General features: G+C 65.5%; 21 protein-coding genes and 1 pseudogene. 15 read left to right on the top strand and 7 right to left on the bottom strand.

Annotated elements, in window-relative coordinates; genetic code table 11:
- Positions 1 to 14: 14 nt before the first annotated feature.
- The gene (locus BMW90_RS04785) at positions 15 to 1,598 is read left to right on the top strand and encodes a permease family protein (RefSeq protein ID WP_074835271.1); all 1,584 of its coding nucleotides are present in this window, start codon (positions 15 to 17) and stop codon (positions 1,596 to 1,598) included.
- A gap of 95 nt (positions 1,599 to 1,693) precedes the next feature.
- On the top strand, positions 1,694 to 3,022 hold the full coding sequence (gene guaD / locus BMW90_RS04780; protein WP_074835270.1) for a guanine deaminase: 1,329 nt from the start codon (positions 1,694 to 1,696) through the stop codon (positions 3,020 to 3,022).
- 13 nt (positions 3,023 to 3,035) lie between these two features.
- Here guaD and BMW90_RS04775 read toward each other — a convergent pair whose 3' ends face one another.
- Positions 3,036 to 4,088 carry an AbrB family transcriptional regulator gene (locus BMW90_RS04775; protein WP_074835268.1) on the bottom strand — a complete coding sequence of 351 codons (1,053 nt, stop codon included), beginning with the start codon at positions 4,086 to 4,088 and terminating at the stop codon, positions 3,036 to 3,038.
- 258 nt (positions 4,089 to 4,346) lie between these two features.
- Between BMW90_RS04775 and BMW90_RS04770 the strand changes: the two genes are divergently transcribed.
- From BMW90_RS04770 to BMW90_RS04750, 5 genes are all read left to right on the top strand, one after another.
- On the top strand, positions 4,347 to 5,177 hold the full coding sequence (locus tag BMW90_RS04770) for a MurR/RpiR family transcriptional regulator (protein WP_074835267.1): 831 nt from the start codon (positions 4,347 to 4,349) through the stop codon (positions 5,175 to 5,177).
- Positions 5,178 to 5,303: 126 nt separating this feature from the next.
- A complete protein-coding gene (locus BMW90_RS04765) occupies positions 5,304 to 6,224 on the top strand; it encodes a substrate-binding domain-containing protein (RefSeq protein WP_074835266.1) in 921 nt (306 codons plus the stop codon).
- A gap of 87 nt (positions 6,225 to 6,311) precedes the next feature.
- Positions 6,312 to 7,415 carry an ABC transporter permease gene (locus tag BMW90_RS04760; protein ID WP_048530711.1) on the top strand — a complete coding sequence of 368 codons (1,104 nt, stop codon included), beginning with the start codon at positions 6,312 to 6,314 and terminating at the stop codon, positions 7,413 to 7,415.
- Position 7,416: 1 nt separating this feature from the next.
- On the top strand, positions 7,417 to 8,238 hold the full coding sequence (locus BMW90_RS04755; protein WP_048530713.1) for an ATP-binding cassette domain-containing protein: 822 nt from the start codon (positions 7,417 to 7,419) through the stop codon (positions 8,236 to 8,238).
- Between the two features lie 68 nt (positions 8,239 to 8,306).
- The gene (locus BMW90_RS04750) at positions 8,307 to 8,915 is read left to right on the top strand and encodes a class I SAM-dependent DNA methyltransferase (RefSeq protein WP_074835264.1); all 609 of its coding nucleotides are present in this window, start codon (positions 8,307 to 8,309) and stop codon (positions 8,913 to 8,915) included.
- A gap of 26 nt (positions 8,916 to 8,941) precedes the next feature.
- Here BMW90_RS04750 and BMW90_RS04745 read toward each other — a convergent pair whose 3' ends face one another.
- Together BMW90_RS04745 and BMW90_RS04740 are read right to left on the bottom strand one after the other, a co-directional pair.
- Positions 8,942 to 9,637 (bottom strand): NYN domain-containing protein, encoded by a 696-nt coding sequence (locus BMW90_RS04745; protein WP_048530716.1) that lies wholly within the window; start codon positions 9,635 to 9,637, stop codon positions 8,942 to 8,944.
- A 154-nt stretch (positions 9,638 to 9,791) separates the two neighbouring features.
- The gene (locus tag BMW90_RS04740; RefSeq protein WP_048530717.1) at positions 9,792 to 10,904 is read right to left on the bottom strand and encodes an S-(hydroxymethyl)glutathione dehydrogenase/class III alcohol dehydrogenase; all 1,113 of its coding nucleotides are present in this window, start codon (positions 10,902 to 10,904) and stop codon (positions 9,792 to 9,794) included.
- A 187-nt stretch (positions 10,905 to 11,091) separates the two neighbouring features.
- Here BMW90_RS04740 and BMW90_RS26625 point away from each other — a divergent pair, with 187 nt between their 5' ends.
- From BMW90_RS26625 to BMW90_RS04725, 3 genes are all read left to right on the top strand, one after another.
- Positions 11,092 to 11,400 (top strand): I78 family peptidase inhibitor, encoded by a 309-nt coding sequence (locus tag BMW90_RS26625; protein ID WP_074835263.1) that lies wholly within the window; start codon positions 11,092 to 11,094, stop codon positions 11,398 to 11,400.
- Between the two features lie 79 nt (positions 11,401 to 11,479).
- The gene (locus tag BMW90_RS04730; protein WP_074835261.1) at positions 11,480 to 13,141 is read left to right on the top strand and encodes a Y-family DNA polymerase; all 1,662 of its coding nucleotides are present in this window, start codon (positions 11,480 to 11,482) and stop codon (positions 13,139 to 13,141) included.
- Positions 13,142 to 13,223: 82 nt separating this feature from the next.
- The gene (locus BMW90_RS04725) at positions 13,224 to 13,559 is read left to right on the top strand and encodes a DUF2794 domain-containing protein (RefSeq protein WP_048530723.1); all 336 of its coding nucleotides are present in this window, start codon (positions 13,224 to 13,226) and stop codon (positions 13,557 to 13,559) included.
- 66 nt (positions 13,560 to 13,625) lie between these two features.
- Here BMW90_RS04725 and BMW90_RS04720 read toward each other — a convergent pair whose 3' ends face one another.
- From BMW90_RS04720 to gabT, 4 genes are all read right to left on the bottom strand, one after another.
- Entirely contained in the window at positions 13,626 to 15,104 is a 1,479-nt protein-coding gene (locus BMW90_RS04720) for an NAD-dependent succinate-semialdehyde dehydrogenase (protein ID WP_048530724.1), read from the bottom strand.
- Positions 15,105 to 15,121: 17 nt separating this feature from the next.
- Positions 15,122 to 15,685: a carboxymuconolactone decarboxylase family protein gene (locus BMW90_RS04715; RefSeq protein ID WP_074835260.1), complete on the bottom strand. Its 564-nt coding sequence runs from the start codon at positions 15,683 to 15,685 to the stop codon at positions 15,122 to 15,124.
- Between the two features lie 28 nt (positions 15,686 to 15,713).
- On the bottom strand, positions 15,714 to 17,033 hold the full coding sequence (locus BMW90_RS04710) for an aspartate aminotransferase family protein (protein WP_074835259.1): 1,320 nt from the start codon (positions 17,031 to 17,033) through the stop codon (positions 15,714 to 15,716).
- Between the two features lie 128 nt (positions 17,034 to 17,161).
- Complete coding sequence (gabT, locus tag BMW90_RS04705; RefSeq protein ID WP_083415953.1) at positions 17,162 to 18,604, bottom strand: 4-aminobutyrate--2-oxoglutarate transaminase; 1,443 nt, start codon at positions 18,602 to 18,604, stop codon at positions 17,162 to 17,164.
- A gap of 228 nt (positions 18,605 to 18,832) precedes the next feature.
- Here gabT and BMW90_RS04700 point away from each other — a divergent pair, with 228 nt between their 5' ends.
- From BMW90_RS04700 to BMW90_RS04680, 5 genes and pseudogenes are all read left to right on the top strand, one after another.
- The gene (locus BMW90_RS04700; protein WP_048530730.1) at positions 18,833 to 19,402 is read left to right on the top strand and encodes a cupin domain-containing protein; all 570 of its coding nucleotides are present in this window, start codon (positions 18,833 to 18,835) and stop codon (positions 19,400 to 19,402) included.
- A gap of 409 nt (positions 19,403 to 19,811) precedes the next feature.
- A complete protein-coding gene (locus BMW90_RS04695; protein ID WP_074835257.1) occupies positions 19,812 to 20,780 on the top strand; it encodes a carbon-nitrogen hydrolase family protein in 969 nt (322 codons plus the stop codon).
- 67 nt (positions 20,781 to 20,847) lie between these two features.
- Positions 20,848 to 23,601 (top strand): aminotransferase class I/II-fold pyridoxal phosphate-dependent enzyme, encoded by a 2,754-nt coding sequence (locus tag BMW90_RS04690; RefSeq protein ID WP_048530733.1) that lies wholly within the window; start codon positions 20,848 to 20,850, stop codon positions 23,599 to 23,601.
- Between the two features lie 16 nt (positions 23,602 to 23,617).
- A pseudogene (locus BMW90_RS04685) lies at positions 23,618 to 25,072 on the top strand (biotin carboxylase); the annotation flags it as partial.
- A gap of 17 nt (positions 25,073 to 25,089) precedes the next feature.
- Complete coding sequence (locus BMW90_RS04680) at positions 25,090 to 26,067, top strand: C45 family autoproteolytic acyltransferase/hydrolase (RefSeq protein ID WP_074835254.1); 978 nt, start codon at positions 25,090 to 25,092, stop codon at positions 26,065 to 26,067.
- Positions 26,068 to 26,179: the final 112 nt, after the last annotated feature.

The following is a 26,179-nucleotide window of genomic DNA, read 5'->3' as shown; positions in this document are numbered from 1 at the left end:
AGGAGGAGGTCCCCATGCGGGATGGGAGTTACACTTACAAGCTGGTTTCACGCAGCGATTTCAGCGCCTTCTGGGCACTGTTCACCGACAACCTGATCAACCTGATGGTGCTGGCCGGGATCTGTCAGTTCGTCTTTCAGATGCCGGCCGAGATCGTCTTTGGCCGCATCGTGCCGGGCGCGGCGGTGGCGATCATCGCCGGCATCGCGGTCTATGTCTGGCTGGCCAAACGCGCGGCGGAAAAGACCGGGCGCGACGTCACGGCGCTGCCCTACGGCATCTCGACGCCGGTGATGTTTGTCTATCTGTTCGGCGTCATCGGCCCGATCTACTGGGCGACGAACGACCCGGTTCTGGCCTGGCAAGTCGGCATCGGCGCGGGCTTCATGGGCGGCATCGTCGCCGCCATGGGGGCCATCGTCGGCCCTTGGCTCAAGCGGGTCACCCCGCGCGCCGGCATGCTCGGCACGCTCTGCGGCATTGCGCTGGTCTTCATCGGCACGGTGCCGCTGGCCACGGTGTTCGAGAACCCCTTTGTGGGCTTTGCCTCGATGATCATCATCCTCTGGGGGCTGGTCGGCCGCTTCCGGCTGCCGTTCAACATCCCGGCGGGCCTTCTGGCACTGATCGTCGGCACCCTGGTGGCACTGTCGATCGGTGAGGCAAAGATCAGCTTTGCCGGCGTCGGCTTCTATCCGCCGCTGCCCTATGTCGGTGACCTGATCGCCGGCATCCAGCACCTCTTTGCCAACCCGGAGCTGTTCCTGGTGCTGGTGCCGGTGCAGATCTACAACTTCATCGAAACCATGAACAACGTCGAAAGCGCCGAAGCGGCGGGCGATCATTACCCTGTTGCCACCTGCCAGGTGACCGATGGCGTCGGCACGATGATCGGTGCGCTCTTTGGCTCGCCGTTCCCGACCACCGCCTATATCGGCCACCCGGCCTACAAGCGGATGGGGGCGCATTCCGGCTATATCATCGGCGTCGCGGTGGTGATCCCGGTGGCGGCGATCTTTGGCCTGCTGGCCTTCCTCAACGATCTCATCCCGGTGGCCGCTGCCGCGCCTGTGCTGGTCTTCGTGGCCTTGTCGCTGATCACCAACACGGCGCAATCGGTCAAGCCGGCGCATATGGCAGCGGTGACGATCGCCATGATGCCGCATGTCTCGGCCTTTCTGATGGTCAAATGGGGCTCGCTGATGGGCGCGCTGGGCGCCTCGGGGGTCGAGGGGCTGCCGCGGCTGGGGGACGAGGCGCTGACCGCCGCACTCCTGCAACAGGGCGCGCATTTCCAGGGCCATCTGGCGCTTTCGCAGGGCGCGATCCTGACCGGGCTGATCTGGGGGGCGATTGTCGCCTCGGTGATCGACGGGCGGTTCCGTAATGCCGGCGGCTTTGCCCTGGCGGCGGCGGTAATGTCGCTCTTTGGCGTGATCCACGGCGCCAGCCTGCATTGGCCGGATTTCAACCCGGTGTCGATGGGCTACCTGATCGCCGCCGGCTTCCTGTTCATCTACCCGCGGTTCCACAGCCAGGATGAACCCGCCGAGGATGCGCTGCCGCTGAGCAATGGCCAGGGGACGCCGGCCGAGTAGACGGCCCTCCCTCCAAAGGGCCGCCACCGCGCGGGCCATGCCTTGCATCTCTCCCAGGCATGGCCCGCGCCCATACGAGAAACGAGACAGAGACGATGCTTCAGACATGTGACAAGACGCTGCTGCGCGGCCGCGTGCTGACCTTTCACGCCGCGCCGGCGGACGAGAGCGACACCGAGGCCTACAGCTATCACCCGGACGGTGCCATCCTGATGGCTGGCGGGCTGATCGAGGCGGTGGGCGAATATGCCGAGATTGCCGTCCGTGCGCCGGGGGCCACGCTTGTCGATCATCGGCCCTGCCTGCTGTTGCCCGGTTTCATCGACAGCCACATCCATTTTCCGCAGGTGCAGGTGATCGCCTCCTGGGGGGCACAGCTGCTCGACTGGCTGAACAATTACACCTTTCCGGCCGAAACCGGCTTTGCCGACCCCGCGCACAGCGCTGCCATGGCGGCGCGGTTCTATGACCTGCTAATCGGCCATGGCACCACCACGGCGGTGGCCTTCTGCTCGGTTCATCCCGCGTCGGCCGAGGCCTTTTTTGCCGAGGCCGCGCGGCGCGACATGCGGATGATCGGTGGCAAGGTGATGATGGACCGCAATGCCCCCGAAGGGCTGACCGACACGGCGCAGCAGGGCTATGACGAGAGCAAGGCGCTGATCGCGCGCTGGCACGGGCGGGGGCGGGCGGAATATGCCATCACGCCGCGCTTTGCCATCACCTCGAGCCCGGCTCAGCTGGAGCTCGCCGGCGCGCTGGTGGCGGAACACCCCGATTGCCACGTGCAGACCCACCTGAGCGAGAACCGCGACGAGATCGCCTTTACCCGCGCGCTCTACCCCGAGGCACCGGATTACCTCGGTGTCTACGAACGCTTTGGCCTGCTGCATGCCAAGACGTTGCTCGGCCATTCGATCCACCTCGAGCCGCGCGAGATCGAGGTGCTGGCCGAGACCGGTGCCAAGCCGGTGTTCTGCCCGACGTCGAACCTGTTCCTTGGCTCCGGCCTGTTCGACGATGCCGGCCTGCGGGCGCGCGGCATCGCGGCGGGGATCGCCACCGATGTCGGGGCCGGCACCAGCTATTCGATGCTGCAAACCCTGAACGAGGGCTACAAGATCCTGCAATTGCAGGGCCAGAAACTGCATCCGCTGGCGGCCTTTCACTGGATCACGCGCGGCAATGCGGTGGCGCTGGGGCTGGAGGACCGGATCGGCACGCTGGAGCCCGGGACCGAGGCCGATGTGGTGGTGCTGAACCCGGCCGCGACCGAGGCGATGGCGCTGCGGGCCGAGGCGGCGCAGAGCCTGTCGGAAGAGCTCTTCATCCTTCAGATCATGGGCGATGACCGGGCGGTCGAGGCAGTCTATGTCGCGGGCCGCGCGCAGACCACATCGGTTGCCGGGCTGGTGACCGCCTGACCCCCGCCGGGGCTCACGAGCGCCGGCGGATGAGCCCGGCGACAATCGGCGCCCCGAGGATCACCAGGATGATCCGCGTCAGGTGATGAGTGATGACAAAGCCCAGGTCGGCACCGGAGACGATGGCGAGGACGGTCATTTCGGCCTGGCCGCCCGGCGCGAAGGCAAGGAAGGTCTCGACCGGGTGGGCCAGCCCGAGCCGGGTGGCCAGCGCGGTAAAGCCGGTCGCCAGCAGCGCCAGCAATGCGACATAGCCCACACCGGCGACCACCACGCGCCTCAGTTCGCGGAAGGTGACACCGAGGAAATGCACGCCGATGGCGCAGCCGATGAAGAATTGCGCCACCAGGATCGCCTCGCGCGGGGGGCGGGCGTGGATCAGCCCCGAGAGCGAGAGCAGGGCGGTCAGGATCAGCGGCCCGAGGATCGAGGCGCCAAAGAGGCCGATGCGCGCGCCGCCTTTCCAGCCGATCCAGGCGGCGGCGGCCATCAGCGCAAGTTCCTGCACCGGCAGCTCCGAGGCCGGAGCGCCAATCGGATTGGTCAGCCCGGCGCCATATCCATAGGTCAGGATGATTGGTGCCAGGGTCACGATGATCAGCACCCGCGTGGCATGCACCAGCGAAAGCGCGCGCGGATCGCCGCCCGCCTCGGTGCCAAAGATCACCATGTCCTGCAATCCGCCCGGCATCGCTGCGTAATAGGCGGTTGGCGCGTCAAAGCCCCAGACCCGGCGGAAATAGGGCACGCCGACCAGGGCGATCACCGCGATGAACAGCGGCACCAGCGCGATCGAGGTCACCATGCGCGGCAGCTCGGCAAAGAGCGCCGGAGTGATCGAGGCGCCCACCGCCACGCCGAGGATGGTGCGCGCGGCCAGCGACACCTGGCCGAACCCCTTGATCGGTACATGCGCCAGAGCCGCGATCAGGCAGGCTGCCATCGGCCCGAAGAGGAAGGGCAGCGGCAGGCCGAGCGCCAGAAAGAGCACGGTGCCGAACGCGGCCAGCGCAAAAGTCAGAATCCGGCGTCGGGTGGCGGAGAGCGTGGTTACGACGTCGGACAAGGGGCGGCTCCTGCGGGTTGGCGGCGGGGACTCGATATGTACGCAATTGTATGCGATTGGATACAAAGTACAAGCGGACAATCGACGCACCATACGGCGCCGGCAGCTTGCCGGATCGCTCCCTCACGGCGATGCTGTGCCATTGGCCCGCAGCGTGGCGTGTAAATCCTTGATTATTCATCCATAAGGCGCATTCGGGAATTTTTGTTCCATTTTGTCGCGGTTCGGGTAATGTGACCCGGAAGGAGAGGAGCCCCCATGAACAAGCCTGCCGAGGTACTGAAAGCGCCGGAGAGCGTGTCCGAATTGCTGGAACGGCTCGACGACCGGCTGGAGGATATGCCCAAGCGGCTAAAGCAATGCGCCAGCTTTACCCGCCGGCATCTGCATCTGATCGCGGTCTCCACCGTTTCCGAGATGGCGCAGGCCGTCGGGGTGGCGCCATCGGTCTACATGCGGTTTTGCCAGGCGGTGGGTTTTTCCGGCTATTCCGAGATGCAGGACCTGCTGCGTTCCAAGTTCACGGATTTCCGGCCGACCTATGACACGCGGCTGGCCAACCTGTCGGAAGAGCGCGAGCTCTCAACCGGGCGCTTGCTGGCCGATTTCGCCGAGGCTGGCCATAAATCACTGCTTTCGCTGTCAAATACCGTGACCAGCGACCGGCTTGACCGGATTGCACGCGGCATGGCCGAGGCGCGGGTGATCCATCTGGTCGGCCTGCGGCGCGCGTTTTCGGTGGTCAGCAACATGGGGTATCTGTTCGAAAAGATGGGGGTTCCCGCCAGCGTGCATTTCAAGGCCGGCATGATCGAGGGGCACGGCGCCGTGTTGCCGGGAGACGTGCTGTTCGCGGTTACCTTTGCACCGTTTTCGGACGAGACGCTGCGGCTGGCCAAGGCGACGTCTGCACGGGGCGTCACGGTCTTCGGCCTCACGGATTCCGGGGCCTGTCCGCTGGTCGAAAGCGCCCGCGAGGTGCTGATCGTGCGCGAGGACGAGGTGATCGGATTCAGGGCGCTGAATGCCGCGACCACCCTGACCACGGCGCTTGCGGTATCGGTCAGCGCCTTGCGTCAACGGAGTTGACTTTGCGTCCGATTCGAGAGTAGTGGAATAAACATTCCATTTTGCCGGAGAGGGGCGGAATGGGCCGCCGGCGAGGGCCGGGAAAACCGAGGGGAAAATCCCCCGATCAGGTCAAAGGGAGGACTCATGACCAAATTTCTGAAAACCGCAGCCTTTGCCGCGGCCGTCGGCATGGCCGCGCCCGCGCTGGCGCAGGACATCATCGTCGTCAGCCACGGCCAGGCGAACGACCCGTTCTGGTCGGTCGTGAAAAACGGCGTGGACCTTGCCGCACAGCATACCGGTGCCAATGTGGAATACCGCGCCCCGGAAACCTTCGACATGGTGGCGATGAGCCAGCTGATCGACGCCGCCGTCAACCAGGAACCCGACGGCATCGTCGTCTCGATCCCCGATGGCGACGCGCTCGGGCCGTCGATCATGCGCGCGACCCAGGCCGGCATTCCGGTGATCTCGATGAACTCCGGCTCTGACGTCGCCGCCGAACTGGGCGCGGCGCTGCATGTCGGCCAGTCGGAATTCGACGCCGGCAAGGCGGCCGGCGCGAAGCTGGCCGAAATGGGCGGCACCACCGCGATCTGCGTCAACCACGAGGTCGGCAACGTGGCGCTCGATCTGCGCTGCTCGGGCTTCGAAGAGGGCTTTGGCGGCTCGGTCGAGGTTCTGCCCACCGGCAACGACCCGGCGGAAATCGAATCCAAGGTCTCGGCGGCACTGGCCTCGAACGAAGATGTCGACACGGTGATGGCACTGGGGGCCAGCCTCGCGGGCGAGCCCTCGCTGGCGGCGGCCAAGGCCTCGGGCCGCGATGTCAACGTCGCATCCTTCGACCTCTCGGCCAACTTTCTCGAGTCGATCGCCGCAGGCGACGCGGCCTTCGCCATCGATCAGCAGCAGTTCCTGCAAGGCTACCTGCCGGTCGTGTTCCTGGCCAACAACGCCAAATACGGCCTGATGCCGGGTGGCAATGTGCCCTCGGGTCCGAACCTGGTCACCCAGGAAAAGGCCGGTCAGGCGATCGAGCTGTCGGCTCAGGGCATCCGTTAATCCGCAATTTTTCGATTGCGAACGATGGGGGCCGTGGCGTGTGCCGCGCCACGGCCCCCTTGTATTCGCAGGTCTCAGGAGGAAATCATGTCCGACAGTTCGCCCGCCGTCGATGAACGGCTCAAATCCGAGGGTCTTGGCGCCCGCATCATGAAGCGCCCCGAGCTGGGCGCGATTGCGGGGGTCATCCTTGTCACGGTGTTCTTTCTGGCAACTGCCGACGCCGCGATGTTCACCACCTCGGGGATCATCAACTTCATGACCCCCGCCGCCCAGCTCGGCATTCTGGCCATCGGTGCGGCGCTCCTGATGATCGGCGGCGAATTTGACCTGTCGATCGGTTCGATGGTGGCCTTTGCCGGTCTGTTCTTTGCCGCCGCGACCGTGACCTTCGGCCTGCCGCTGGTGATTGCCATTCCGGCGACCTTTGTCTTTGCCGCCTGCGTCGGATCGATCAACGGCTTTATCGTGATCCGCTCGGGCCTGCCGTCTTTCATCGTGACGCTGGCCTTCCTCTTCATCCTGCGCGGCTTGTCGCTGGTCGGGCTCAAGCTGGCCACCGGCGGTTCGACCCAGCTGCGCGGCGTGCGCGATGCCACCGAAGGCGACTGGCTGGCGCCGTTCTTTTCCGGCGACGCCTTTGGCGGGCTGTTCGCCTGGCTGGCCGAAAAGGGCATCGTCGAGACCTTCAAGAACGGCAATCCCAAGGTGCCGGGCCTGCCGATCGAGATCATCTGGTTCGTGATCATCGCGCTTCTGGCGACCTGGGTGCTGCTGCGCACGCCCGCCGGCAACTGGATCTTTGCCGCCGGCGGTGACAGCAACGCCGCCACCAATTCGGGTGTGCCGGTGCGCCGGGTCAAGATCTCGCTCTTCATGGTCACCGCCTGCTGTGCGGCGCTGGTGGCGATCATCACGGTGATGGACGCCGGCTCGACCGACTCGCGCCGGGGCTTTCAAAAGGAATTCGAGGCGATCATCGCCGCGGTGATCGGCGGCTGTCTGCTGACCGGCGGCTACGGCTCGGCCATCGGCGCGTTCTTTGGCTCGATCATCTTCGGCATGGTGGTGATCGGCCTGACCTACACCGATTTCGATCAGGACTGGTTCCAGGTCTTCCTGGGCGGCATGCTGCTGATCGCGGTCCTGTTCAACAACGCCATCCGCAAGCGCGTCACGGGAGAACGGTAAAATGACCGAGGATACCAAGTTCCACCACGGCGATGCGCCCAACAATGCCGCGCCGATCGTCGAGATGAAGGACATCGAAAAGCACTTCGGCAATATCATCGCGCTCGCCGGTGTCAGCTTTGACGTCAAGCCGGGTGAGTGCCATTGCCTTCTGGGCGACAACGGCGCCGGAAAATCGACCTTCATCAAGACCATGTCGGGGGTCCATAAGCCGACCCATGGCGAGATCCTGTTCGAAGGCAAGACGATGGATTTCTCCTCGCCGCGCGATGCGATGGAGGCGGGGATTGCCACGGTGTTCCAGGATCTGGCGATGATCCCGCTGATGAGCGTGACGCGCAATTTCTTCATGGGACGCGAACCGACCATCGGGCGCGGGCCGCTGAAGCGCATGGACGTGGCCCGGATGAACGAGATCACCATGACCGAGATGCGGCAGATGGGGATCAACCTGCGCGCGCCGGATCAGGCGGTGGGCACGCTTTCCGGCGGCGAACGTCAGACCGTGGCGATTGCCCGGGCGGTGCATTTCGGGGCCAAGATCCTGATCCTCGACGAGCCGACCTCGGCGCTGGGCGTGCGCCAGACCTCGAACGTGCTGGCGACCATCGACAAGGTGCGCAAGCAGGGCATCGGCGTGGTCTTCATCAGCCACAACGTGCGCCATGCGCTGGCAGTGGGGGACCGCTTTACCGTGCTCAACCGGGGCAAGACCCTGGGCACCGCGCAGCGCGGCGAAATCTCGCCCGAACAATTGCAGGATCTGATGGCCGGCGGCCAGGAAATGGCCCAGCTCGAAGGCTCTCTGGGCGGCACGGTCTGAACGGTGTAAGACCGACCCAGGCGGGCGGGGCAGGGCCTCGCCCGTTTTCGTTTCAAGGAGCCTCGACGATGACGCAAGCAGATCCGGACCAGACCCGCGCGGTCTATGAAGCCCAGGCCGCGGCCTATGACGCGCAGCGCTCGCGCAGTCTTTTCGAGGCCCGCTGGCTGGCGCGGTTTGCCGCCTGCCTGCCCGAGGGCGGCCGAGTGCTCGACCTGGGCTGTGGTGCCGGCGAGCCGATCGCGCGCTGGTTCATGGCCGAGGGGTTTACCCTGACCGGGGTGGATTTCGCCGGCGCCATGCTCGACATCGCGCGGCAGCGCTGGCCCGAAGGTGACTGGCGCCAGGCCGACATGCGCAGCCTCGATCTCGGCGAGCGTTTCGACGGGATCATCGCCTGGGACAGTTTCTTCCATCTGACCGAGGCGGAACAGCGCGAGACGCTGCGCCGGATGGCGGCGCATCTGGCGCCCGGCGGCAGCCTGCTGTTCACCGCCGGGCCGGAGGCCGGCGAGGCCAGCGGCACGGTCGGCGCGGCCACGGTCTATCACGCCAGCCTGTCGCCGGCGGGGTATGCCGTGCTGCTCGAAGAGCTGGGGCTGCGGCTGACCGGGTTCCTGGCGGAAGACCCGGATTGCGCCAGCCACAGCGTGATGATGGCGCGGCGGATCACCTAGCGCCGGGCGGGTCGGGCCGTCAGGCGTCAGTCGACGCGGCGCACCATGAGCTGATTGCCGGGGCCCGTGCGGGTCTCGAACACCTTGAGCCGGGCGACCAGATCGCTCAGCTTGCGGTGGCCATAGGAACGGGTGTCGAAATCGGGATTGGCGGCGATGATGAACTGGCCGATCTGGCCCAGGGTGTACCATTCGTCGCCCTGTTCGATCCCCTCCATCGCCTTGAAGATCAGGTTGCGGGCCTCATCGAGCGGCCGGCTCGAGGGGGTTTCGCGGGGCTCTTCCTCGCCGAGGTTTTCGAGAAAGATGAAGCGTTTGCAGGCCTTGCGGAAGGCATCCGGCGTCTTGCGCTGGCCCATGCCGTAGACCGCCAGCCCCTGTTCGCGGATGCGGCTGGCGAGGCGGGTGAAATCGCTGTCGGAAGAGACCAGCACGAAGCCGTCGAAGCGGCCGGTATGCAGCAGGTCCATGGCATCGATCACCAGCGCAATGTCCGAGGCGTTCTTGCCCACGGTATTGGCGGGCTGGTGGTGCGGGACAAGCCCGAATTCGGCCTGCACGCGCGACCATCCGGCCATCTGCTGCGACGAGAAATCACCATAGCAGCGGCGCACGCTGGCCTCGCCCAGCGAGGCGATCTCGTCAAAGATTGCCTTGGTGTATTTCGGAGAGGTGTTGTCGGCGTCGATCAGGACGGCGAGGAGATTGGTATCATCTGACATGCGCGGACCATGAGGCCAAGCGCCGCCAGCGTCAATTTAAAGCGTCATGGCGCGGGCGCTGTCCGGGATGACTTGGGGGCAGGCCGCAGCGCATCGCCGGCCCGGGGCCGGCGATGCGCGTTTGCGCAGGGTGGGATTCACCCCACCGCCCGGATCAATAAACCACGACCGAGCGGATCGACTCGCCCTTGTGCATCAGGTCGAAACCCTTGTTGATGTCCTCGAGCGGCATGGTGTGGGTAATCATCGGGTCGATGTCGATCTTGCCGTCCATGTACCAATCGACGATTTTCGGCACATCGGTCCGGCCACGGGCGCCGCCAAAGGCGGTGCCGCGCCAGACCCGGCCGGTGACAAGCTGGAAGGGCCGCGTCGAGATCTCGGCCCCCGCCGGCGCCACGCCGATGATGATCGATTCGCCCCAGCCCTTGTGTGCCGATTCCAGCGCCGTGCGCATCACCTGCACGTTGCCGGTGGCGTCAAAGGTGTAATCGGCGCCGCCGCCGGTCAGCTCGACCAGATGGCCCACCAGATCGCCCTCGACCTTGGACGGGTTGACGAAATCGGTCATGCCGAACTTGGTCGCCATCGCCTTCTTGTCATCGTTCAGATCGACCCCGACGATCTGATCCGCCCCCGCCAGCCGCAGGCCCTGGATCACGTTCAACCCGATGCCGCCGAGGCCGAAGACGATGGCGCGGCTGCCGATCTCGGCCTTGGCGGTATAGATCACCGCGCCGATGCCGGTGGTGACGCCGCAGCCGATGTAGCAGACCTTGTCGAACGGCGCGTCCTGGCGGATTTTCGCGAGGCTGATCTCGGGCAGGACGGTATAGTTCGAAAAGGTCGAGCAGCCCATGTAATGCAGGATCGGCGTGCCATCGAGCATGGAAAAGCGCGAGGTGCCATCGGGCATCACGCCCTTGCCCTGGGTCGCGCGCACCTTCTGGCAGAGGTTGGTCTTGGGGTGCAGGCAGTATTCGCACTCGCGGCATTCGGCGGTATAGAGCGGGATCACGTGATCGCCGGGCTTGAGATCCTTGACGCCGGGGCCGACCTCGACGACGACGCCGGCGCCCTCATGGCCCAGAATGGCGGGAAAGAGCCCCTCGGGGTCGGCGCCCGAACGGGTGAATTCATCGGTGTGGCAGATGCCGGTGGCCTTGATCTCGACCAGAACCTCGCCTTCCTTGGGGCCTTCGAGGTTCACTTCCATGATCTCCAGCGGTTTGCCGGCCTCAAGGGCCACGGCGGCTTTGGTGCGCATGATCACTCTCCCTGGTAAATGTCCGGCAGACCCTGTGGCAAAGCTTTGCCGGGATCAAGGCCGGCGCGGGGAATTTGCGGGCCGGGGCAGAGGTTTTCTGTTAGCAGGGGGGCGCCGGGGCGGTCTTTTCCCCGGCGTTCCCGCGCCGGACGGCGGAGCACCGGGGCGGGCCAGGATCGGAGGTGCCATGCAATTTCGTCTGTCTTTCGCCGGGGTGATGCCGGCCCTTCTGCTGGCCCTGGCGGGCTGTCTGCCCGAGGACGGAGAGATCGCGCAGGGGGCGGGGCCACAAGATCCGCCGCCGGGGGAGGCGACGCCCTGCGCGCCCGGCGCCCATGCCGGCCTTGTCGGCGAACCAGTGGAGGCGGCCGAGCGTGTTCCGGCGCCCAAGCGGATCCTGCGGCCCGGCGACATGCGGACGATGGATTACCTGCCGGCGCGCACCAACATCGAGATCGACGAGACCGGACGGATCACCCGCGTCTTCTGCGGCTGACGTCCCGGCGGCGCTCGACATCGGGTGACGCGGCTGGTAGGTATGAGAACATATAGCGAACAAAGATGCCTGTTCTGCCATGCCCCGCCGTCTGCTCTCTCTCTGGTTTCCCCGTCTCGGGGCCGAACGCCTGTTGCGTCAGGCGCGCACCGAAGCTGCCTTGCACGAGGTGCCCTTTGCCGTGGTCGAGGATATCGGCAACAGCCAGATCCTGTCGTCGGTTTCGGCGCGGGCCTCGGAGGTGGGGATCTACAAGGGCCAGCCGCTGCGCGATGCCCATGCGGTCAGTGCCGATCTGCGCACCGCGCGGCGCAACCGTCATGCCGAGGCGGGGTTTCTCGAGGCGCTGTTGCGCTGGGCCGGCAAGTTCAGCCCCTGGGTGGCCGGCGATGGCGGCGATGGGCTGATGCTCGACGTGACCGGCTGCACCCATCTCTTTGGCGGCGAGGCGGCGCTTTGTGCGCGGATTGTCGAAGAAACCGGCGACATGGGGCTGACCGCGCGGATCGGGCTGGCCGACAGCCGCGGCGGCGCCTGGGCGCTGGCGCGCTTTGCCGGCCAGGGCGGCGGCCATGCGCGCTCGGGTGATGACATCGATCAGGAGGCCCGCGCCACCCGCTCGCGCGCGGCCCGGCGGCGGCACTGGGAGCGCGGCGGCGCAGCGCCCAGCGGGCGGCTGGCCCCGGCCGAGACCGGCACCATCGCGCCGCCGGGGCAGACCCGTGGCGCGCTCTCGGCGCTGCCGGTGGCGGCGTTGCGGCTGGAGGAGGAGACCGCGGCGCAGCTGGCGCGGCTCGGGCTGCGGCGGATCGGCGATCTGGCGGGCCAGCCGCGGGCGGCGCTGGCGCGGCGTTTCGGCAAGGGGCTGGTGCTGCGGCTGGATCAGGCCTTTGGCGCGGTGCCGGAACCGCTGTCCCCGGCCGCGCCGCCGCAGCGCTACGCCGTGCGGATGACCCTGCCGGAGCCGATCGGGCTGGAAGAGGATGTGGCGGCCGGGCTCGACCGGCTTCTGCCGCGATTGTCCGAGCTGTTGCGCGCCCGGGGGCAGGGCGCGCGGACGCTCAGGCTTCAGGCCTTTCGCAGCGATCACACCATGCAGACGCTCGAGGTGCGGCTGGCGCGGGCCTCGGACGATCCCGAACGGCTGCGGCCGCTGCTGGCGATGAAGCTGAACGAGATCGACGCCGGCTTTGGCATCGACATGCTGCGGCTCGAGGCGGTGCAGGTCGAACCGCTGTCTCAGCGCACCCCGGTCGGCCATATCGGCGCCGGGGCGGCGGTGAACGCCCGGCTGGCGGCGAACACGGCGCTCGACGATCTGATCGGCCGGATTGGCGCGCGGGTGGGGATGGAGGCGATCACCCGCCGCCACCCCGGCGACAGCCATATCCCGGAAAAGACCGAAACCGTGCTGGCCGCCGCCTGGTCGGAGCCGGCTGCCGCCTGGGCGCCGCCGGCGCGGCCCCGGCCGCTGCTGCTCTGGCGGCCCGAACCGGTGCAGGCGCCCGATGTGCCCCGGCCGCCGGAGCGCCTGCGCTGGCGCGGCCGCGATCTGCACCTGACCTCGGCGCAGGGGCCGGAGCGGATCGCGCCGGAATGGTGGCTCGACGATCCCGCATGGCGCTCGGGCCAGCGCGATTACTGGCGGGTGACCTGCGCCGAGGGCGACGCGCTCTGGCTGTTTTATGCCCATGGCGCATCGATGTCCTCGGGGTGGTTCTGCCAGGGGAGTTTCGCGTGACACCCGGGCGTTGGCGTCACAGTTCCGTGGCGCTGCGACGCGGGTGCTTGATTTGCGGCGCAAAGCGCGCAACTCTCCTTGTATGAACAGTTTTTCCCCTTTTCCCGGCGCCGGGCCGGAGGTGGTGGCCTTTCAGCGCGCCGAGCTGGGGGTGATCCTGTCGCTTTACGGCCGCATGGTCGCCGCCGGTGAGTGGCGCGACTACGGCATCTCGAACCTGCGCGAAGTGGCGATTTTCTCGGTTTTTCGCCGCACCGCCGAGAACCCGCTCTACCGTATCGAAAAACGGCCCAAGCTGCGCAACCGGCAGGGGCTTTATGCGGTGATCGGCATGGAGGGGCAGGTACTCAAGCGCGGCCATGACCTGCGCGCCGTCCTGCGGGTGCTGGAACGCAAGCTGATCCGCGCGGTGGAGTGACCGCCGGCGCCCGAGGCGCCCGGTGGGGTGGAGGTCTCCGGGGCCGCAACCCCGGAGACCTCTGGCTTATACAGAGGTGCAGATGTACTTCATTTCCATGAATTCATCCATCCCGTGGCGGCTGCCTTCGCGGCCGAGGCCGGATTGCTTGACCCCGCCAAAGGGCGCCACCTCGGTCGAGATCAGCCCGGTGTTCACGCCGACCATGCCGTATTCCAGCGCTTCCTGCACCTTGGTCACGCGGCTCAGGTCCTTGGCATAGAAATACGAGGCCAGGCCGAAGATCGTGTCATTGGCCAGCTCGATCACCTCGTCGACGGTGTCGAACTTGTAGAGCGGAGCCATCGGGCCAAAGGTCTCGTCCTGCGAGAACACCATCTCGCGGGTGGCGCCAGTGATCACTGTCGGCTCGAAGAAGGTGCCGCCCAGCTCGTGGCGCTTGCCGCCCTGGATCACCTTGCCGCCCTTGGATTTGGCGTCGGCGATGTGCTCTTCGACCTTTTCGACCGCTTCCTGATTGATCAGCGGGCCCACTGTCGGCTCGCCCGAGAGACCGTCGCCGACCTTCATGCCGGCCACCGCCTTGGCCAGCTTCTCAGCGAATTCGTCATAGACGCCCGATTGCACGTAGATGCGGTTGGCGCAGACGCAAGTCTGGCCGTTGTTGCGGTATTTCGAGATCATTGCGCCTTCGACAGCGGCATCCAGATCGGCGTCGTCGAACACAATGAAGGGCGCATTGCCGCCGAGCTCCATCGAGCATTTCATCACCTGATCGGCGGCCTGACGAAGCAGGATGCGGCCCACTTCGGTCGAGCCGGTGAAGGTCAGCTTGCGGACCTTGGGGTTCTCGCAGAATTCCTTGCCGATCTCGGAGGAGCGCGACGAGGGAATGACCGAAAAGACGCCATGCGGAATGCCGGCGCGCTCGGCCAGCACACCCAGCGCCAGCGCCGAGAGCGGCGTCTCGGCGGCGGGGCGGGCGACAAAGGCGCAGCCCGAGGCCAGCGCCGGGCCGGCCTTGCGGGTGATCATCGCATTGGGGAAGTTCCAGGGCGTGATCGAGGCGGCAACGCCGATCGGCTGGGTGATCACGGTGATCCGCTTGTCGCGCTGGTGGCCGGGGATTGTTTCGCCATAGGCGCGCTTGGCCTCTTCGGCGAACCATTCGATGAACGAGGCGCCATACATCACCTCGCCCTTGGCCTCGGCCTGCGGCTTGCCCTGTTCGGCGGTCAGGATCCTGCCCAGATCCTCGGCATGTTCGACCATCAGGTCGAACCATTTGCGCAGCACGCCGGCGCGTTCCTTGCCGGTCCATTGCGCCCAGTCCTTCTGGGCCTTGTAGGCGGCATCGATCGCCTCGGCGCATTCCTCGCGCGAGAGGTCGGCCACCTTGGCAATGACGTCGCCGCGCGCCGGGTTGGTCACGTCAAAGGTCGCGCCATCCTTGGCGTCGCGCCATTCACCGGCCAGATAGGCCTTGGTCGCGATCAATTCGGGATCGTTCAGAAGAGAAGCGAGATCGGTCTGTTGGTCGAGCATGGGAGAAACTCCTAGTCTCAGTTTTCGGTTTCGGGAAAGGGGCGCGCCGCCAGTTCTCCGGCGATGTCATCGTCGAGCGGCGTGCCACAGGTTTTCAGGATAAAGCCCAGCGTGGAATAGAAGCCGACCGTCGCCATCAGGTCGATCATCCCTTCCTTGCCGTAGGTCTCGGCCAGCGCCTTGGCGGTCATCGGCGAGAGCTGCTTATTGTCGAACAGCTCGTCCACCGCCCGCGCCAGCAGCGCGTCGGCCGGCGCCATGGCATCGGTGGCGCCGCGGATCGTGGCGATGCGGGCATCGTCGAAGCCCACCTTGCGGGCGCGCGAGATGTGCTGTTGCCATTCGTACCGCGAGTTCAGCCGCACACCGGTGCGCAGGATCACCACTTCGACAAGCTCCAGCCCCAACGCGCTTTCGAGTACGACGTGCTGGCGAAGATCGGTCCAGGCCCGCAGCAGCGCCGGGTCATGCGCCATGGTGCGATAGACGTTGAGTTTGCCCGCGAAGCCGCCGCTCATGTCGGCGATCTCTTCCGGCCAGTCGGCGTCGGAGATCGGGGGCAGGGGATAGGCGGCGGTCATGGGCGGTGTCCTTTGCGGCAATGAGACATCAGATAGAAGCCTCGATGGCGCGGTCCAGTTTATCGACCAATTCATCGAGCTGGGCCTCTTCGATGATGAAGGGCGGCGCCAGCAGCACATGGTCGCCGCGCCGGCCGTCGAGCGTGCCGGACATCGGGTAACAGATCAGCCCCTCGGCAAAGGCCGCCTTCTTGATCCTGGCCGCCAGCCCGCGCGCCGGATCGAAGGGTTCCTTGCTGTCGCGGTCCTCGACCAGCTCGATGGCGCGGAACAGCCCGCGGCCGCGGATGTCGCCGACATGCGGGTGCTGGCCGAAACGGTCGGTGAGCTTGGCATGCAGTTTCTCGCCCATCTCCTGCACCCGGGGCAGCAGCCCGCGGTCGAGGATCGCCGAGACCACCGCCTTGCCGGCCGCCGCCGCCGCCGGGTGGCCCATGTAGGTATGACCATGCTGAAAGAAGCCCGAGCCCTGGGCGATGGTGTCATAGATCTCGGCGGTGCAGAGCATGGCGCCGATCGGCTGATAGCCCGCGCCAAGCCCCTTGGCGACGCAGAGGATATCGGGGCGCACGCCATCCTGTTCGCAGGCAAAGAGCGTGCCGGTCCGGCCCATGCCGCACATCACCTCGTCAAGGATCAGCAGCACGCCATGGCAGTCGCAGATTTCGCGGATGCGCTGGAAATAGCCCGGCGCCGGGGCCAGTGCGCCGGCGGTGGCGCCCACCACCGGTTCGGCCATGAAACCCATGACATTCTCCGGCCCGAGACGCTGGATTTCCGCTTCCAGCGCATCGGCGGCGCGGCGGCCGTACTCCTCGGGGCTCTCGCCCTCGTGGCGCAGCCGGTATTCGTAGCAGGGGTCGATATGGCTCACGTCGAGCAGCAGCGGCCCGAATTGCGCCCGGCGCCATTCATTGCCGCCGGCGCTCAGCGCGCCGATGGTATTGCCGTGATAGCTCTGCTTGCGGGCGATCAGCTTGCCGCGCTGCGGCTCGCCCTTTTCGACCCAATATTGCCGTGCCAGCTTGATCGCGGCTTCCGTCGCCTCGGAGCCGCCAGAGACCAGATAGACCCGGTCGATGCCTTCGGGCGCGTTTGCGATCAGCAGATCGGCCAGCTCCTCGGCCGGTTCCGAGGTGAAAAATCCGGTGTGGGCAAAGGCCAGCCTGTCGAGCTGGGCCTTGACCGCCTCGACCACTTCGGTATCGCCATGACCCAGGCAGGAGACCGCTGCGCCGCCCGAGCCATCGAGATAGCGCTTTCCGTCTGCGTCGATCAGATAACACCCCTCGCCGCCAACGGCGGTGGGAAGCTTGGCTTTGCTGTGGCGGGGAAAGACATGGTTCATCGGCGGAGCTCCTGATGTGGCAACCGGGTCGGTCCGGCGCAGGGGGCGGACCCGCTCCCCGGGGTAAACCTGAAATCAGGGGCAAGCAAGGCTGGCGACGGGAAAATCCGCCGCCAGCCGGAGTTGGCTTATTCCGCCGCCAGCGCGTGCTGTTCGGCGATGGCCTCGGCCAGCGCGCCTTCGAAGATCACCATGGCTTCCTCGAGGATCGCATCCGATGCGGTCAGCGGCACCATGATGCGCAGGGCGTTGCCATGCATGCCGCAGGCCAGCAGGATCAGACCCTTGTCCAGCGCCTTGGCGATCACCGCCTTGGTCAGCGCGGCGTCGGGCGCGGCGGTGTCGAAATCGGTGACGAATTCCACCGCGATCATCGCGCCAAGGCCGCGAATGTCCCACATCCGGTAGGGCGCGACCCGGGCGCCGATCTCGGCAAAGCGGGCCTTGAACATTTCGCCCAGGGCGGTCGAGCGGGCGAGCAATCCCTCGCTTTCGATCGCCTCGATCGCCGCCAGCGCCGCGGCGCAGGCGACCGGGTTGCCGCCATAGGTGCCGCCAAGGCCGCCGGGGGCCATCGCATCCATCACCTCGGCCCGGCCGATCACACCGGCCACGGGATAGCCGCCGGCCATGGATTTGGCACAGGTGATCAGATCGGGCGCGACGCCGGAATGCTCGATCGCAAACCAGGTGCCGGTGCGGCCGAAACCGGCCTGGATCTCGTCAGAGATCAGCAGGATGCCATGCCGGTCGCAGATCGCGCGCAGGGCCTGGAACATCTCGGCCGGGACTGGATGATAGCCGCCTTCGCCGAGCACCGGTTCGAGGATGATCGCCGCCACGCGGTCGGGCTGGGCATCGGTGAGAAACAGCATCTCGAGCGCCTTGAGGCTGTCCTCGACGGTCACGCCCTGACGCGCGTCGGGGAAGGGCGCGCGGAAGATGTCGGAGGGGAAGGGGCCGACGTCTTTCTTGTAGGGGCTGATCTTGCCGGTCATGCCCAGCGTCAGCAGGGTGCGGCCGTGGTAAGAGCCGTTGAAGGCAATGACGCCGGGGCGGCCGGTATGGGCGCGGGCGATCTTGACGGCGTTCTCGACCGCCTCGGCGCCGGTGGTGACCAGCAGCGTCTTCTTGGCGAAATCACCCGGCGCCAGTTCGTTCAGCTTTTCGGCCAGCGCGACGTAAGGCTCATAGGGCACGACCTGGAACGACGTGTGGGTATAGAGGTCTTCCTGCGCCTTGGCGGCCTCGATGACCTTGGGGTGACGGTGCCCGGTGTTCAGCACGGCAATGCCGCCGGCGAAATCGATGTAGCGCTTGCCCTCGACATCCCAGAGCTCGGCATTCTCGGCACGGGCGGCAAAGACCGGCGCGGCAGAGGCGACACCGCGCGGCACCGCGGCCTCGCGACGGGCCAGAAGCGCGGCGTTGCTGCCGGTCTGCGCAACAACGGGCTTGCTGACCGGCTTGGCGGCAGATTTGGCTGCGGGTTTGGCCGCGGGCTTGCGTGCGGCGGTTTTCTTGTCCTTGTTCGCGGCCCGGCTGGCGCGCGGTTTGGTGCTGGCAGTCATGGGTCCGACCCTCCCGGTGAATGATCAATAAATTAGTACGTTGTGATCAATATTTTTGTCAATCCTGACCATCAGGCTCATCCGATGAATTTTGTAACCCTTTGGAAATTCCTATGTAAATATAGGTGAAATGCGTGTGACCGGCGGGTTTTGGCCACGAATACCGGTTGACCCCGCGCAAAATCGGCGCTTACAATTTCAAACACGCACTCAAAATAAGGCGATGCTTTGGATATCGGCGGAAGACTCAGGGCGGCGCGGGAGGCGCGCGGCATGTCGCAGCGGGAACTGGCGGCGCGCGCCGGCATGACCAATGGCGCGGTCTCGATGATCGAGCAGAACAAGACCAGCCCCTCGGTCTCGTCGCTGAAAAGCCTGCTCGACGCGGTGCAGACCCCGCTGTCGGAATTCTTTTCCGAGGTCGAGGACGCCGGTACGCCCAAGTACTTCTATACCGCCGACGAATTCATCGAGCTGTCGCCGCAGGACATGGGTTTGGGCAAGGGCGCCTCGCGGGTCTCGCTGCGCCAGTTGGGCAATGCCTCGTCGCACAGTCTTCAGGTGCTGCACGAAACCTATCCCCCCGGCGCCGACACCGGCGAGAAGATGCTTAGCCATCAGGCCGAAGAGGCCGGGGTGGTGATTGCCGGGATCATCGAGATCACGGTCGGCGATCAGGTGCGCGTACTCAACCGGGGCGACGGTTATCTGTTCGACAGCCGGCTGCCGCACAAGTTCCGCAACATCGGCGATCAGGATTGCGTCATCATCAGCGCCTGCACGCCGCCGACGTTCTGAGAATGCCCCGGAATTGCGCGCACCGCATCATAAGGAGGCAGGCTCGATTTGCGAGAGTTGAATGTGTCTGCGCCAAAGCTATGCTGATTCAACAAGAAAACCGGATTGCCCCGGGGGGAAAGCCCCTGAAACATGCGCGCCGGGCCGGGCTGGGGGACCGAAATGACCAAGTCTCGCAAGATGAACGCCGGGATGCCAGCGCGCCCGGCACCGGGCTCCGCGCCGCCCCGACCGGCCCTGAACGATCTTGCCTTGCAGTTTGCAGGAAGGCTGACAAGGTGACGGGCCAGACCACAAGACCAGCAGCGGCCGCGAGCCGGGCAGAGACCCGCCGCCACCGCCGCTCAGGGGGGAGACAGAACAACCCGGCGCAGGACATGCCCGCGCCGTGCAAGGAGAAAGAAAGCAGATGACCCCTTTCGCAATCGCCGGCGTACAGATGCATGTCGCGGCGCTGCATTCCAACGTCGAGGGCATGAAAGAGCGGCTCGACGTTCTGATGGCGCGGTTTCCCTGGACCCAGATGGTGGTGTTCTCGGAGCTGGCGGCTTTTGGCCCGCTGCATCAATACGCCTTGCCGTTCCCGAATGACACGCTTCGGATGTTTCAGGACGAGGCGCGCCGCCACAAGATCTGGCTGATCCCGGGCTCGATGTTCGAAAAGGCCGAGGACGGGCGAATTTACAACACTTCGGTGGTGATCAACCCCGATGGCGAGATCATCCGCACCTATCGCAAGATGTTCCCGTTCAAGCCCTATGAGGCCGATATCTCGTCGGGGACCGATTTCTGCGTCTTCGACGTGCCGGGGGTGGGCCGCTTCGGCCTGTCGATCTGCTACGACATCTGGTTCCCGGAAACCACGCGGCAACTTACCAGCCAGGGGGTCGAAGTGCTGTTGCACCCCGTGCTGACCGGCACCACCGACCGCGACGCCGAGATCGCCATCGCGCGGGCCACCGCGGCGCAGTTCCAGTGCTACGTGATCGACGTCAACGGCCTGGGTGCCGGCGGTGTCGGCAAGTCGCTGGTGGTCGATCCGACCGCCACGGTGCTGCACCAGTCTGCCGGGCAAGAGGACATGTTCCCGATCGAGATCGATCTCGACATGGTGCGCCGCCAGCGCGAGACCGGGCTGAAGGGACTGGGCCAGGTGCTCAAGAGCTTCCGCGACCGCGAGGCGGATTTTTCGGTCTATGACCGCAGCAGCGGCACCGACGCCTATCTGACGACGCTGGGGCCGCTGGCCATTCCGCAACAGGGGTCACAGGCCGGGGTGAACACGGCCGATCCGCGCAGCGCGCTGGGGCGCGAGCCGCAGGACTACAAACCAGAGGACAACCTGCCGATCTTCAAGAGGGTGTCCGGCACCGGCTGACCGGGGCCTCCGAGGGGATGGCAGAACAACACGCAGCGCCGCAAAAGGCGCCAACAGGGAGAACGGAATGAACGTACCTGCAAGTGAAAAGGGTCTGCCATCGATCGGAGATTATTACAGTGCCACGCAGCTGCGGGCCGACCGTTGGAGCGCGCTGCGCGAATGCGTGGAGTCTCTGCGGCTCAAGGGCGTCGACGGCCGCTCCGGGCAGCGGCTGGTGCAGACCGCGGAAAAGCTGTTCCAGTCGCTCGCGCCGATCGAGAGCTACTGGGCCTTTCCCGGCCACGCGGCCTTTGAACACCTGCGCCGCCTGCTCGAGACGCGCAATATCGACGATCTGTCGATCTCGGTGCGGCGGGTGGCGCGGGCGCTGACCTCGGGCGCCTATCGCCGCCGACACATTCCGCTGGGCGCCGACGAGATCGACAGCGAGGATTACGAAGACGAAAGCGCGATCTCGCCCGAGGCGCGGGCGCTGGGGCGACCCTATTTCGAGGTGATGATCGTCGACAGCGTCAACGAACATCAGGAGCGGTTCCTGCGCAACGCGTTGCACCGCGCCCGCCGGCCCGAGGATCCGTTCCATTACGAGCCGGTGGTGGTGCCCTCGGTCGAGGACGCGCTGATCGGCATCCTGTTCAACCACAATGTCCAGGCCGTGGTGGTCCGCCCCGGGCTCGTGCTGAAATCGCACAACGAACTGCCGCTGCTGAAGAAATACCTCGACACGCTGGGCACCGAAGGCGAGGTCGAGCATATCACGCCCAGCGAATACGGGCCGGAGGCCTGCCGGCTGATCGCGCGGATGCGGCCCGAACTCGATGCCTATCTGGTGACCGACCGGTCGGCCGAAGAGATAGCCGGCCTCGATCTGGGGCGCTGCCGGCGGGTGTTCTACAACCAGGAAGATTTCATGGAGCTGCACCTCAACATCCTTCGGGGTGTCGGCGCCCGCTTCAAGACGCCGTTCTTTACCGCGCTCAAGGAATATTCCCGCCAGCCCACTGGCGTGTTCCACGCCATGCCGATCAGCCGGGGCAAATCGATCACCCGGTCGCATTGGATCCAGGACATGGGCGCCTTTTATGGCCCCAACATCTTTCTCGCCGAGACCTCGGCCACTTCGGGCGGGCTCGACAGCCTGCTGGAACCGCGCGGCCCGATCAAGGAAGCGCAGGACATGGCGGCACGGGCCTTCGGCTCGAAACAGACGTTCTTTGCCACCAATGGCACCTCGACCTGCAACAAGATCGTGGTGCAGGCGCTGTGCAAGCCCGGCGACATCGTGCTGGTCGACCGCGACTGCCACAAGTCGCACCATTACGGCATGGTGCTGGCCGGCGCGCATGTGGTCTACATGGACAGCTATCCGTTGCATCAATACTCGATGTACGGCGCCGTGCCGCTGCGCGAGATCAAGCATCAGCTGCTGAAACTCAAGGCGGCGGGCAAGCTCGACAAGGTGCGCATGGTGCTGCTCACCAACTGCACCTTCGACGGCATCGTCTACAACGTGCAGCGGGTGATGGAGGAATGTCTCGCCATCAAGAGGGATCTGATCTTTCTTTGGGACGAGGCCTGGTTCGCCTTTGCCCGGTTCAACCCGACCTACCGCCAGCGCACCGCGATGGACGTGGCCAACACCCTGCGCGAATGCCTGCGCACGCCGGAAACGGCGGAGGCCTGGGAAAAGCAGCAGAAAGAGCTGGAGGGCGCGGATGACGAAACCATCCTGAACACGAGGCTGGTGCCGCCGCCGGATGCCCGGGTGCGGGCCTATGGCACCCAGTCGACGCACAAGACGCTGACCTCGCTGCGGCAGGGGTCGATGATCCATGTCAACGATCAGGACTTCAAGGGCGAGGTGGAGCAGGCCTTCCACGAGGCCTATATGACCCATACCTCGACCTCGCCGAACTATCAGATCATTGCCTCGCTCGACGTCGGCCGCAGGCAGGTCGAGCTCGAGGGGTTCGAGTTCACCCAGCGGCAGGTCGAAAGCGCCATGTCGATCCGGCGGGCGATTGCCACCCACCCGCTGTTGTTGAAGTATTTCAAGGTGATCACCGCCGGCGACATGATCCCCGAGGAATACCGCGAAAGCGGCGTGTCCAGCTACTACGAGACCGATCAGGGCTGGACCGACATTGCCAATTCCTGGACCACCGACGAATTCGTGCTCGATCCGACGCGGGTGACGTTGGCGGTGGGCGGCACCGGCTGGGACGGCGATACCTTCAAGACCAAGATCCTGATGGACAAATACGGCATCCAGATCAACAAGACCTCGCGCAACACCGTGCTGTTCATGACCAATATCGGCACCACGCGCAGCTCGGTCGCCTATCTGATCGAGGTGCTGGTAGAGATCGCCAAGGAGCTGGACGAGCTGCTCGACGACGCCTCCAAGATGGAAAAGCGCTCGTTCGAGAACCGGGTCTCGGCGCTGGTCGAACATGTGCCGCCGCTGCCGGATTTCAGCCATTTCCATCCGGCGTTCCGTTATGGCGACGACACCCCCGAGGGCGACATCCGCGCCGCCTTTTTCCTCGCCTACGACGAGGAGAAATGCGACTACATCCCGCTGGACGACAAGTTGCAGACCCGGCTCGAGGATGGCGAGGAGCTGGTCTCGACCTCCTTCATCATCCCCTATCCGCCGGGCTTTCCGATCCTGGTGCCGGGGCAGGTGATCAGCCCGGAAATCCTCAGCTTCATGCGGGCGCTCGACGTCAGCGAGATCCATGGCTTCCGCGCCGATCTGGGGCTTCGGGTGTTCACCAAGGAGGCGCTGAAAGGCTTTTCCTGTAGAGAGCCATGAGCACGAAGAGGAGCGATCGATGGCCAGAAAGACCCTGCGCAACATCTCCGAGATCCGGCGCCACTTTCACACCAATTCCGATCCGGTCTATTTCGTCTCGGCGACGAATTTCAACCTGCTCGGGCTCGACGAATGGGTGCGGAATTTCAAGTACATCTGCTACATGGATTGCTTTGACGGGCGGCACCCGAACGTTCTGGTGCCCTCCGACATGCCGCATGACGAGTTCCAGTCGATCGAGGACATCAACAACTATCTGCTGCAACACAAGGAGGTGGTGGATTACGTCAAGGCGCGCGGCGGCAAGCCGAAGTTTGCCTTTCTGATGTTCGACGAGACCACCGAGCGGCTGGTCAGGGAGCTGGGCGGCGAGCTTTGGTTCCCCAAGGCCAAGCTGCGCAGCGCGATGGACAACAAGATCGAGACCGTGCGCATCGGCAACAAGGCGGGGGTGCCCTCGGTGCCCAACACGCTGGCCGAGGTGGAAAGCTACGCCCAGCTGCGCGAGATCTGCGCGGCGGCCGGGCTGGGCGTTGATCTGGTGCTGCAATCGGCCTATGGCGACAGCGGGCATACCACCTTCTTCATCGCCTCGGAGGCCGATTTCCGCCGCCATGAACATGAGATTGTCGGCCAGGGCGAGATCAAGATCATGAAACGGATCGATTGTCGTGGCTCGGCCATCGAGGCCTGCGCCACGGCCGAGGGCACCATCGTCGGCCCGCTGATGACCGAATTGGTCGGGTTCAAAGACCTTACGCCCTATCGCGGCGGCTGGTGTGGCAACGAGATCTTTGCCACCGCCTTTCCCCCGAAGACCCGACAGAAGGCGCGCGAGCTGACCTATCGGTTTGGCGAACAGCTTCGGAAAGAGGGCTATCGCGGCTATTTCGAGCTGGACTTCCTGATCGACCGCAAGACCGGCGACATCTGGCTGGGCGAGCTCAACCCGCGCATCACCGGCGCCAGTTCGATGACAAATCACGCCGCCTTTGCCCATGCGGATGCGCCGCTCTTTCTGTTTCACCTGCTGGAGTTCTCGAAGAAGCCCTTCGAGATCGATGTCGAAGAGCTCAATGCTCGCTGGTCCGATCCCGAAATGATCGACAGTTGGTCGCAGATGGTCATCAAGCACACCGATGACAGCGTCGACATCATCACCGAGGCGCCGCAATCGGGCATCTACCGGATGCGCGCCGATGGCACGGTGGAATTTGCCCGTTTCGACTATCACCGCCGCGCGGTCGAGAGCGAGGACGAGGCGTTTTTCCTGCGTATCCTCAAGCCCGGCGATTACCGGTACGAGGGCGCCGACCTGGGCATTCTGGTGACGCGGGGCCGCTCGATGACCAAGGGCTTCGCGCTGACCGAGCGGTCGAAACAATGGATCGCCGGGATCAAGGCGGCCTATCGCGCGCGGCCCTTGCCGGCGGCGCAGGTGCTGGGCGATCCGGCGTTCAAGATGCTGTAGGGCCGGCGCGTGTGACCATGCTTTTCCGCGCCATCGCCGAAGACAGGCCCGGGCCGAAATGGGCCGAGCTGTTCGCGCAGTACTGGCCGGCCTATCACCAATGGTGGGCGCGCGAGGGGCTGACGGCACGGCCGACCTATCTGGAATGCCGCAAGGCGATCCGCAAGCACATGCCGGAGATCGCGCAGCTCTGGGAGGAGCTTTGCGATCTGGCCGGCGGCGGCGATGCGGCGGCGCGGTTTCTGAGCTTCTACGGCCCGCCGCCCTATCTCTCGGCCTGTTCGCAGGCGATCTGGCAGGGCGACGCGCCGCTCTTGGTGCGCAATTACGATTACGCGCCGCTGGCCTTCGATGCGGTGGTGCTCAAGACCGGCTGGCAGGGCCGGGGGGTGATCGGCATGTCCGACGGGCTGTTCGGGCTGGTCGATGGCATCAACGATGCCGGTCTTGCGGTCTCGCTCACCTTTGGCGGGCGGCGCAACACCGGGCGCGGCTTCGGTGTGCCGCTGATCCTGCGCTATGTGCTCCAGACCTGCACCAGCACCGAAGAGGCCGGCGCCGCGCTGGCGCGAATTCCCTGCCACATGAGTTACAATGTCACCGTGCTCGATGCCGGGCGGCAGTTCCTGACCGCCTATCTCGCGCCCGACCGCAAACCGGTGCTGAGCCATGCGGCGGTGGCCACCAACCATCAGGAGCGGGTCGAATGGTCGTCGCATGCGCGGTTTACCGCCACCGTCGAGCGCGAGCGCTTTCTGTTGCAACAGCTCAGCCTGCATCCGACCACCGATGACCGGTTTGTCGCGGCCTTCCTGCGGCCGCCGCTCTATTCCACCGCGTTCACCGCCGGTTTCGGCACGCTTTATACCGCCGCCTATCGCCCGCGCGAGGGCCGGCTGGAACTGCACTGGCCGCACCGGCGCTGGGTCAAGAGCTTTGACCATTTCGCGGAGGACAGTGTGCAGGTGGTGATCCCGGCGGGCGGCGGGCTCTAGACAGGCCGGGGCGTGGTAGGGCAGGCGGCGTTCCTGTCATCCGCTGCGCCGCTGCCGCGCAGGCGATGTCGTTTCCTGCAACGATAATTCGCAATCATCCCCATCCGATGCG

This window comes from Marinovum algicola (assembly GCF_900109145.1).
GTDB lineage: Bacteria > Pseudomonadota > Alphaproteobacteria > Rhodobacterales > Rhodobacteraceae > Marinovum > Marinovum algicola.
This window is presented reverse-complemented; position numbering and strand designations above follow the sequence as displayed.

What these genes read in the sequence shown, in the direction of transcription:
- BMW90_RS04785 (WP_074835271.1), top strand. Translation starts at nt 15, where the DNA reads ATGCGGGATGGGAGTTACACTTACAAGCTGGTTTCACGCAGCGATTTC.
- guaD (WP_074835270.1), top strand. Translation starts at nt 1,694, where the DNA reads ATGCTTCAGACATGTGACAAGACGCTGCTGCGCGGCCGCGTGCTGACC.
- BMW90_RS04770 (WP_074835267.1), top strand. Translation starts at nt 4,347, where the DNA reads ATGAACAAGCCTGCCGAGGTACTGAAAGCGCCGGAGAGCGTGTCCGAA.
- BMW90_RS04765 (WP_074835266.1), top strand. Translation starts at nt 5,304, where the DNA reads ATGACCAAATTTCTGAAAACCGCAGCCTTTGCCGCGGCCGTCGGCATG.
- BMW90_RS04760 (WP_048530711.1), top strand. Translation starts at nt 6,312, where the DNA reads ATGTCCGACAGTTCGCCCGCCGTCGATGAACGGCTCAAATCCGAGGGT.
- BMW90_RS04755 (WP_048530713.1), top strand. Translation starts at nt 7,417, where the DNA reads ATGACCGAGGATACCAAGTTCCACCACGGCGATGCGCCCAACAATGCC.
- BMW90_RS04750 (WP_074835264.1), top strand. Translation starts at nt 8,307, where the DNA reads ATGACGCAAGCAGATCCGGACCAGACCCGCGCGGTCTATGAAGCCCAG.
- BMW90_RS04745 (WP_048530716.1), bottom strand. Translation starts at nt 9,637, where the DNA reads ATGTCAGATGATACCAATCTCCTCGCCGTCCTGATCGACGCCGACAAC.
- BMW90_RS04740 (WP_048530717.1), bottom strand. Translation starts at nt 10,904, where the DNA reads ATGCGCACCAAAGCCGCCGTGGCCCTTGAGGCCGGCAAACCGCTGGAG.
- BMW90_RS26625 (WP_074835263.1), top strand. Translation starts at nt 11,092, where the DNA reads ATGCAATTTCGTCTGTCTTTCGCCGGGGTGATGCCGGCCCTTCTGCTG.
- BMW90_RS04730 (WP_074835261.1), top strand. Translation starts at nt 11,480, where the DNA reads ATGCCCCGCCGTCTGCTCTCTCTCTGGTTTCCCCGTCTCGGGGCCGAA.
- BMW90_RS04725 (WP_048530723.1), top strand. Translation starts at nt 13,224, where the DNA reads ATGAACAGTTTTTCCCCTTTTCCCGGCGCCGGGCCGGAGGTGGTGGCC.
- BMW90_RS04720 (WP_048530724.1), bottom strand. Translation starts at nt 15,104, where the DNA reads ATGCTCGACCAACAGACCGATCTCGCTTCTCTTCTGAACGATCCCGAA.
- BMW90_RS04715 (WP_074835260.1), bottom strand. Translation starts at nt 15,685, where the DNA reads ATGACCGCCGCCTATCCCCTGCCCCCGATCTCCGACGCCGACTGGCCG.
- BMW90_RS04710 (WP_074835259.1), bottom strand. Translation starts at nt 17,033, where the DNA reads ATGAACCATGTCTTTCCCCGCCACAGCAAAGCCAAGCTTCCCACCGCC.
- gabT (WP_083415953.1), bottom strand. Translation starts at nt 18,604, where the DNA reads ATGACTGCCAGCACCAAACCGCGCGCCAGCCGGGCCGCGAACAAGGAC.
- BMW90_RS04695 (WP_074835257.1), top strand. Translation starts at nt 19,812, where the DNA reads ATGACCCCTTTCGCAATCGCCGGCGTACAGATGCATGTCGCGGCGCTG.
- BMW90_RS04690 (WP_048530733.1), top strand. Translation starts at nt 20,848, where the DNA reads ATGAACGTACCTGCAAGTGAAAAGGGTCTGCCATCGATCGGAGATTAT.
- BMW90_RS04680 (WP_074835254.1), top strand. Translation starts at nt 25,090, where the DNA reads ATGCTTTTCCGCGCCATCGCCGAAGACAGGCCCGGGCCGAAATGGGCC.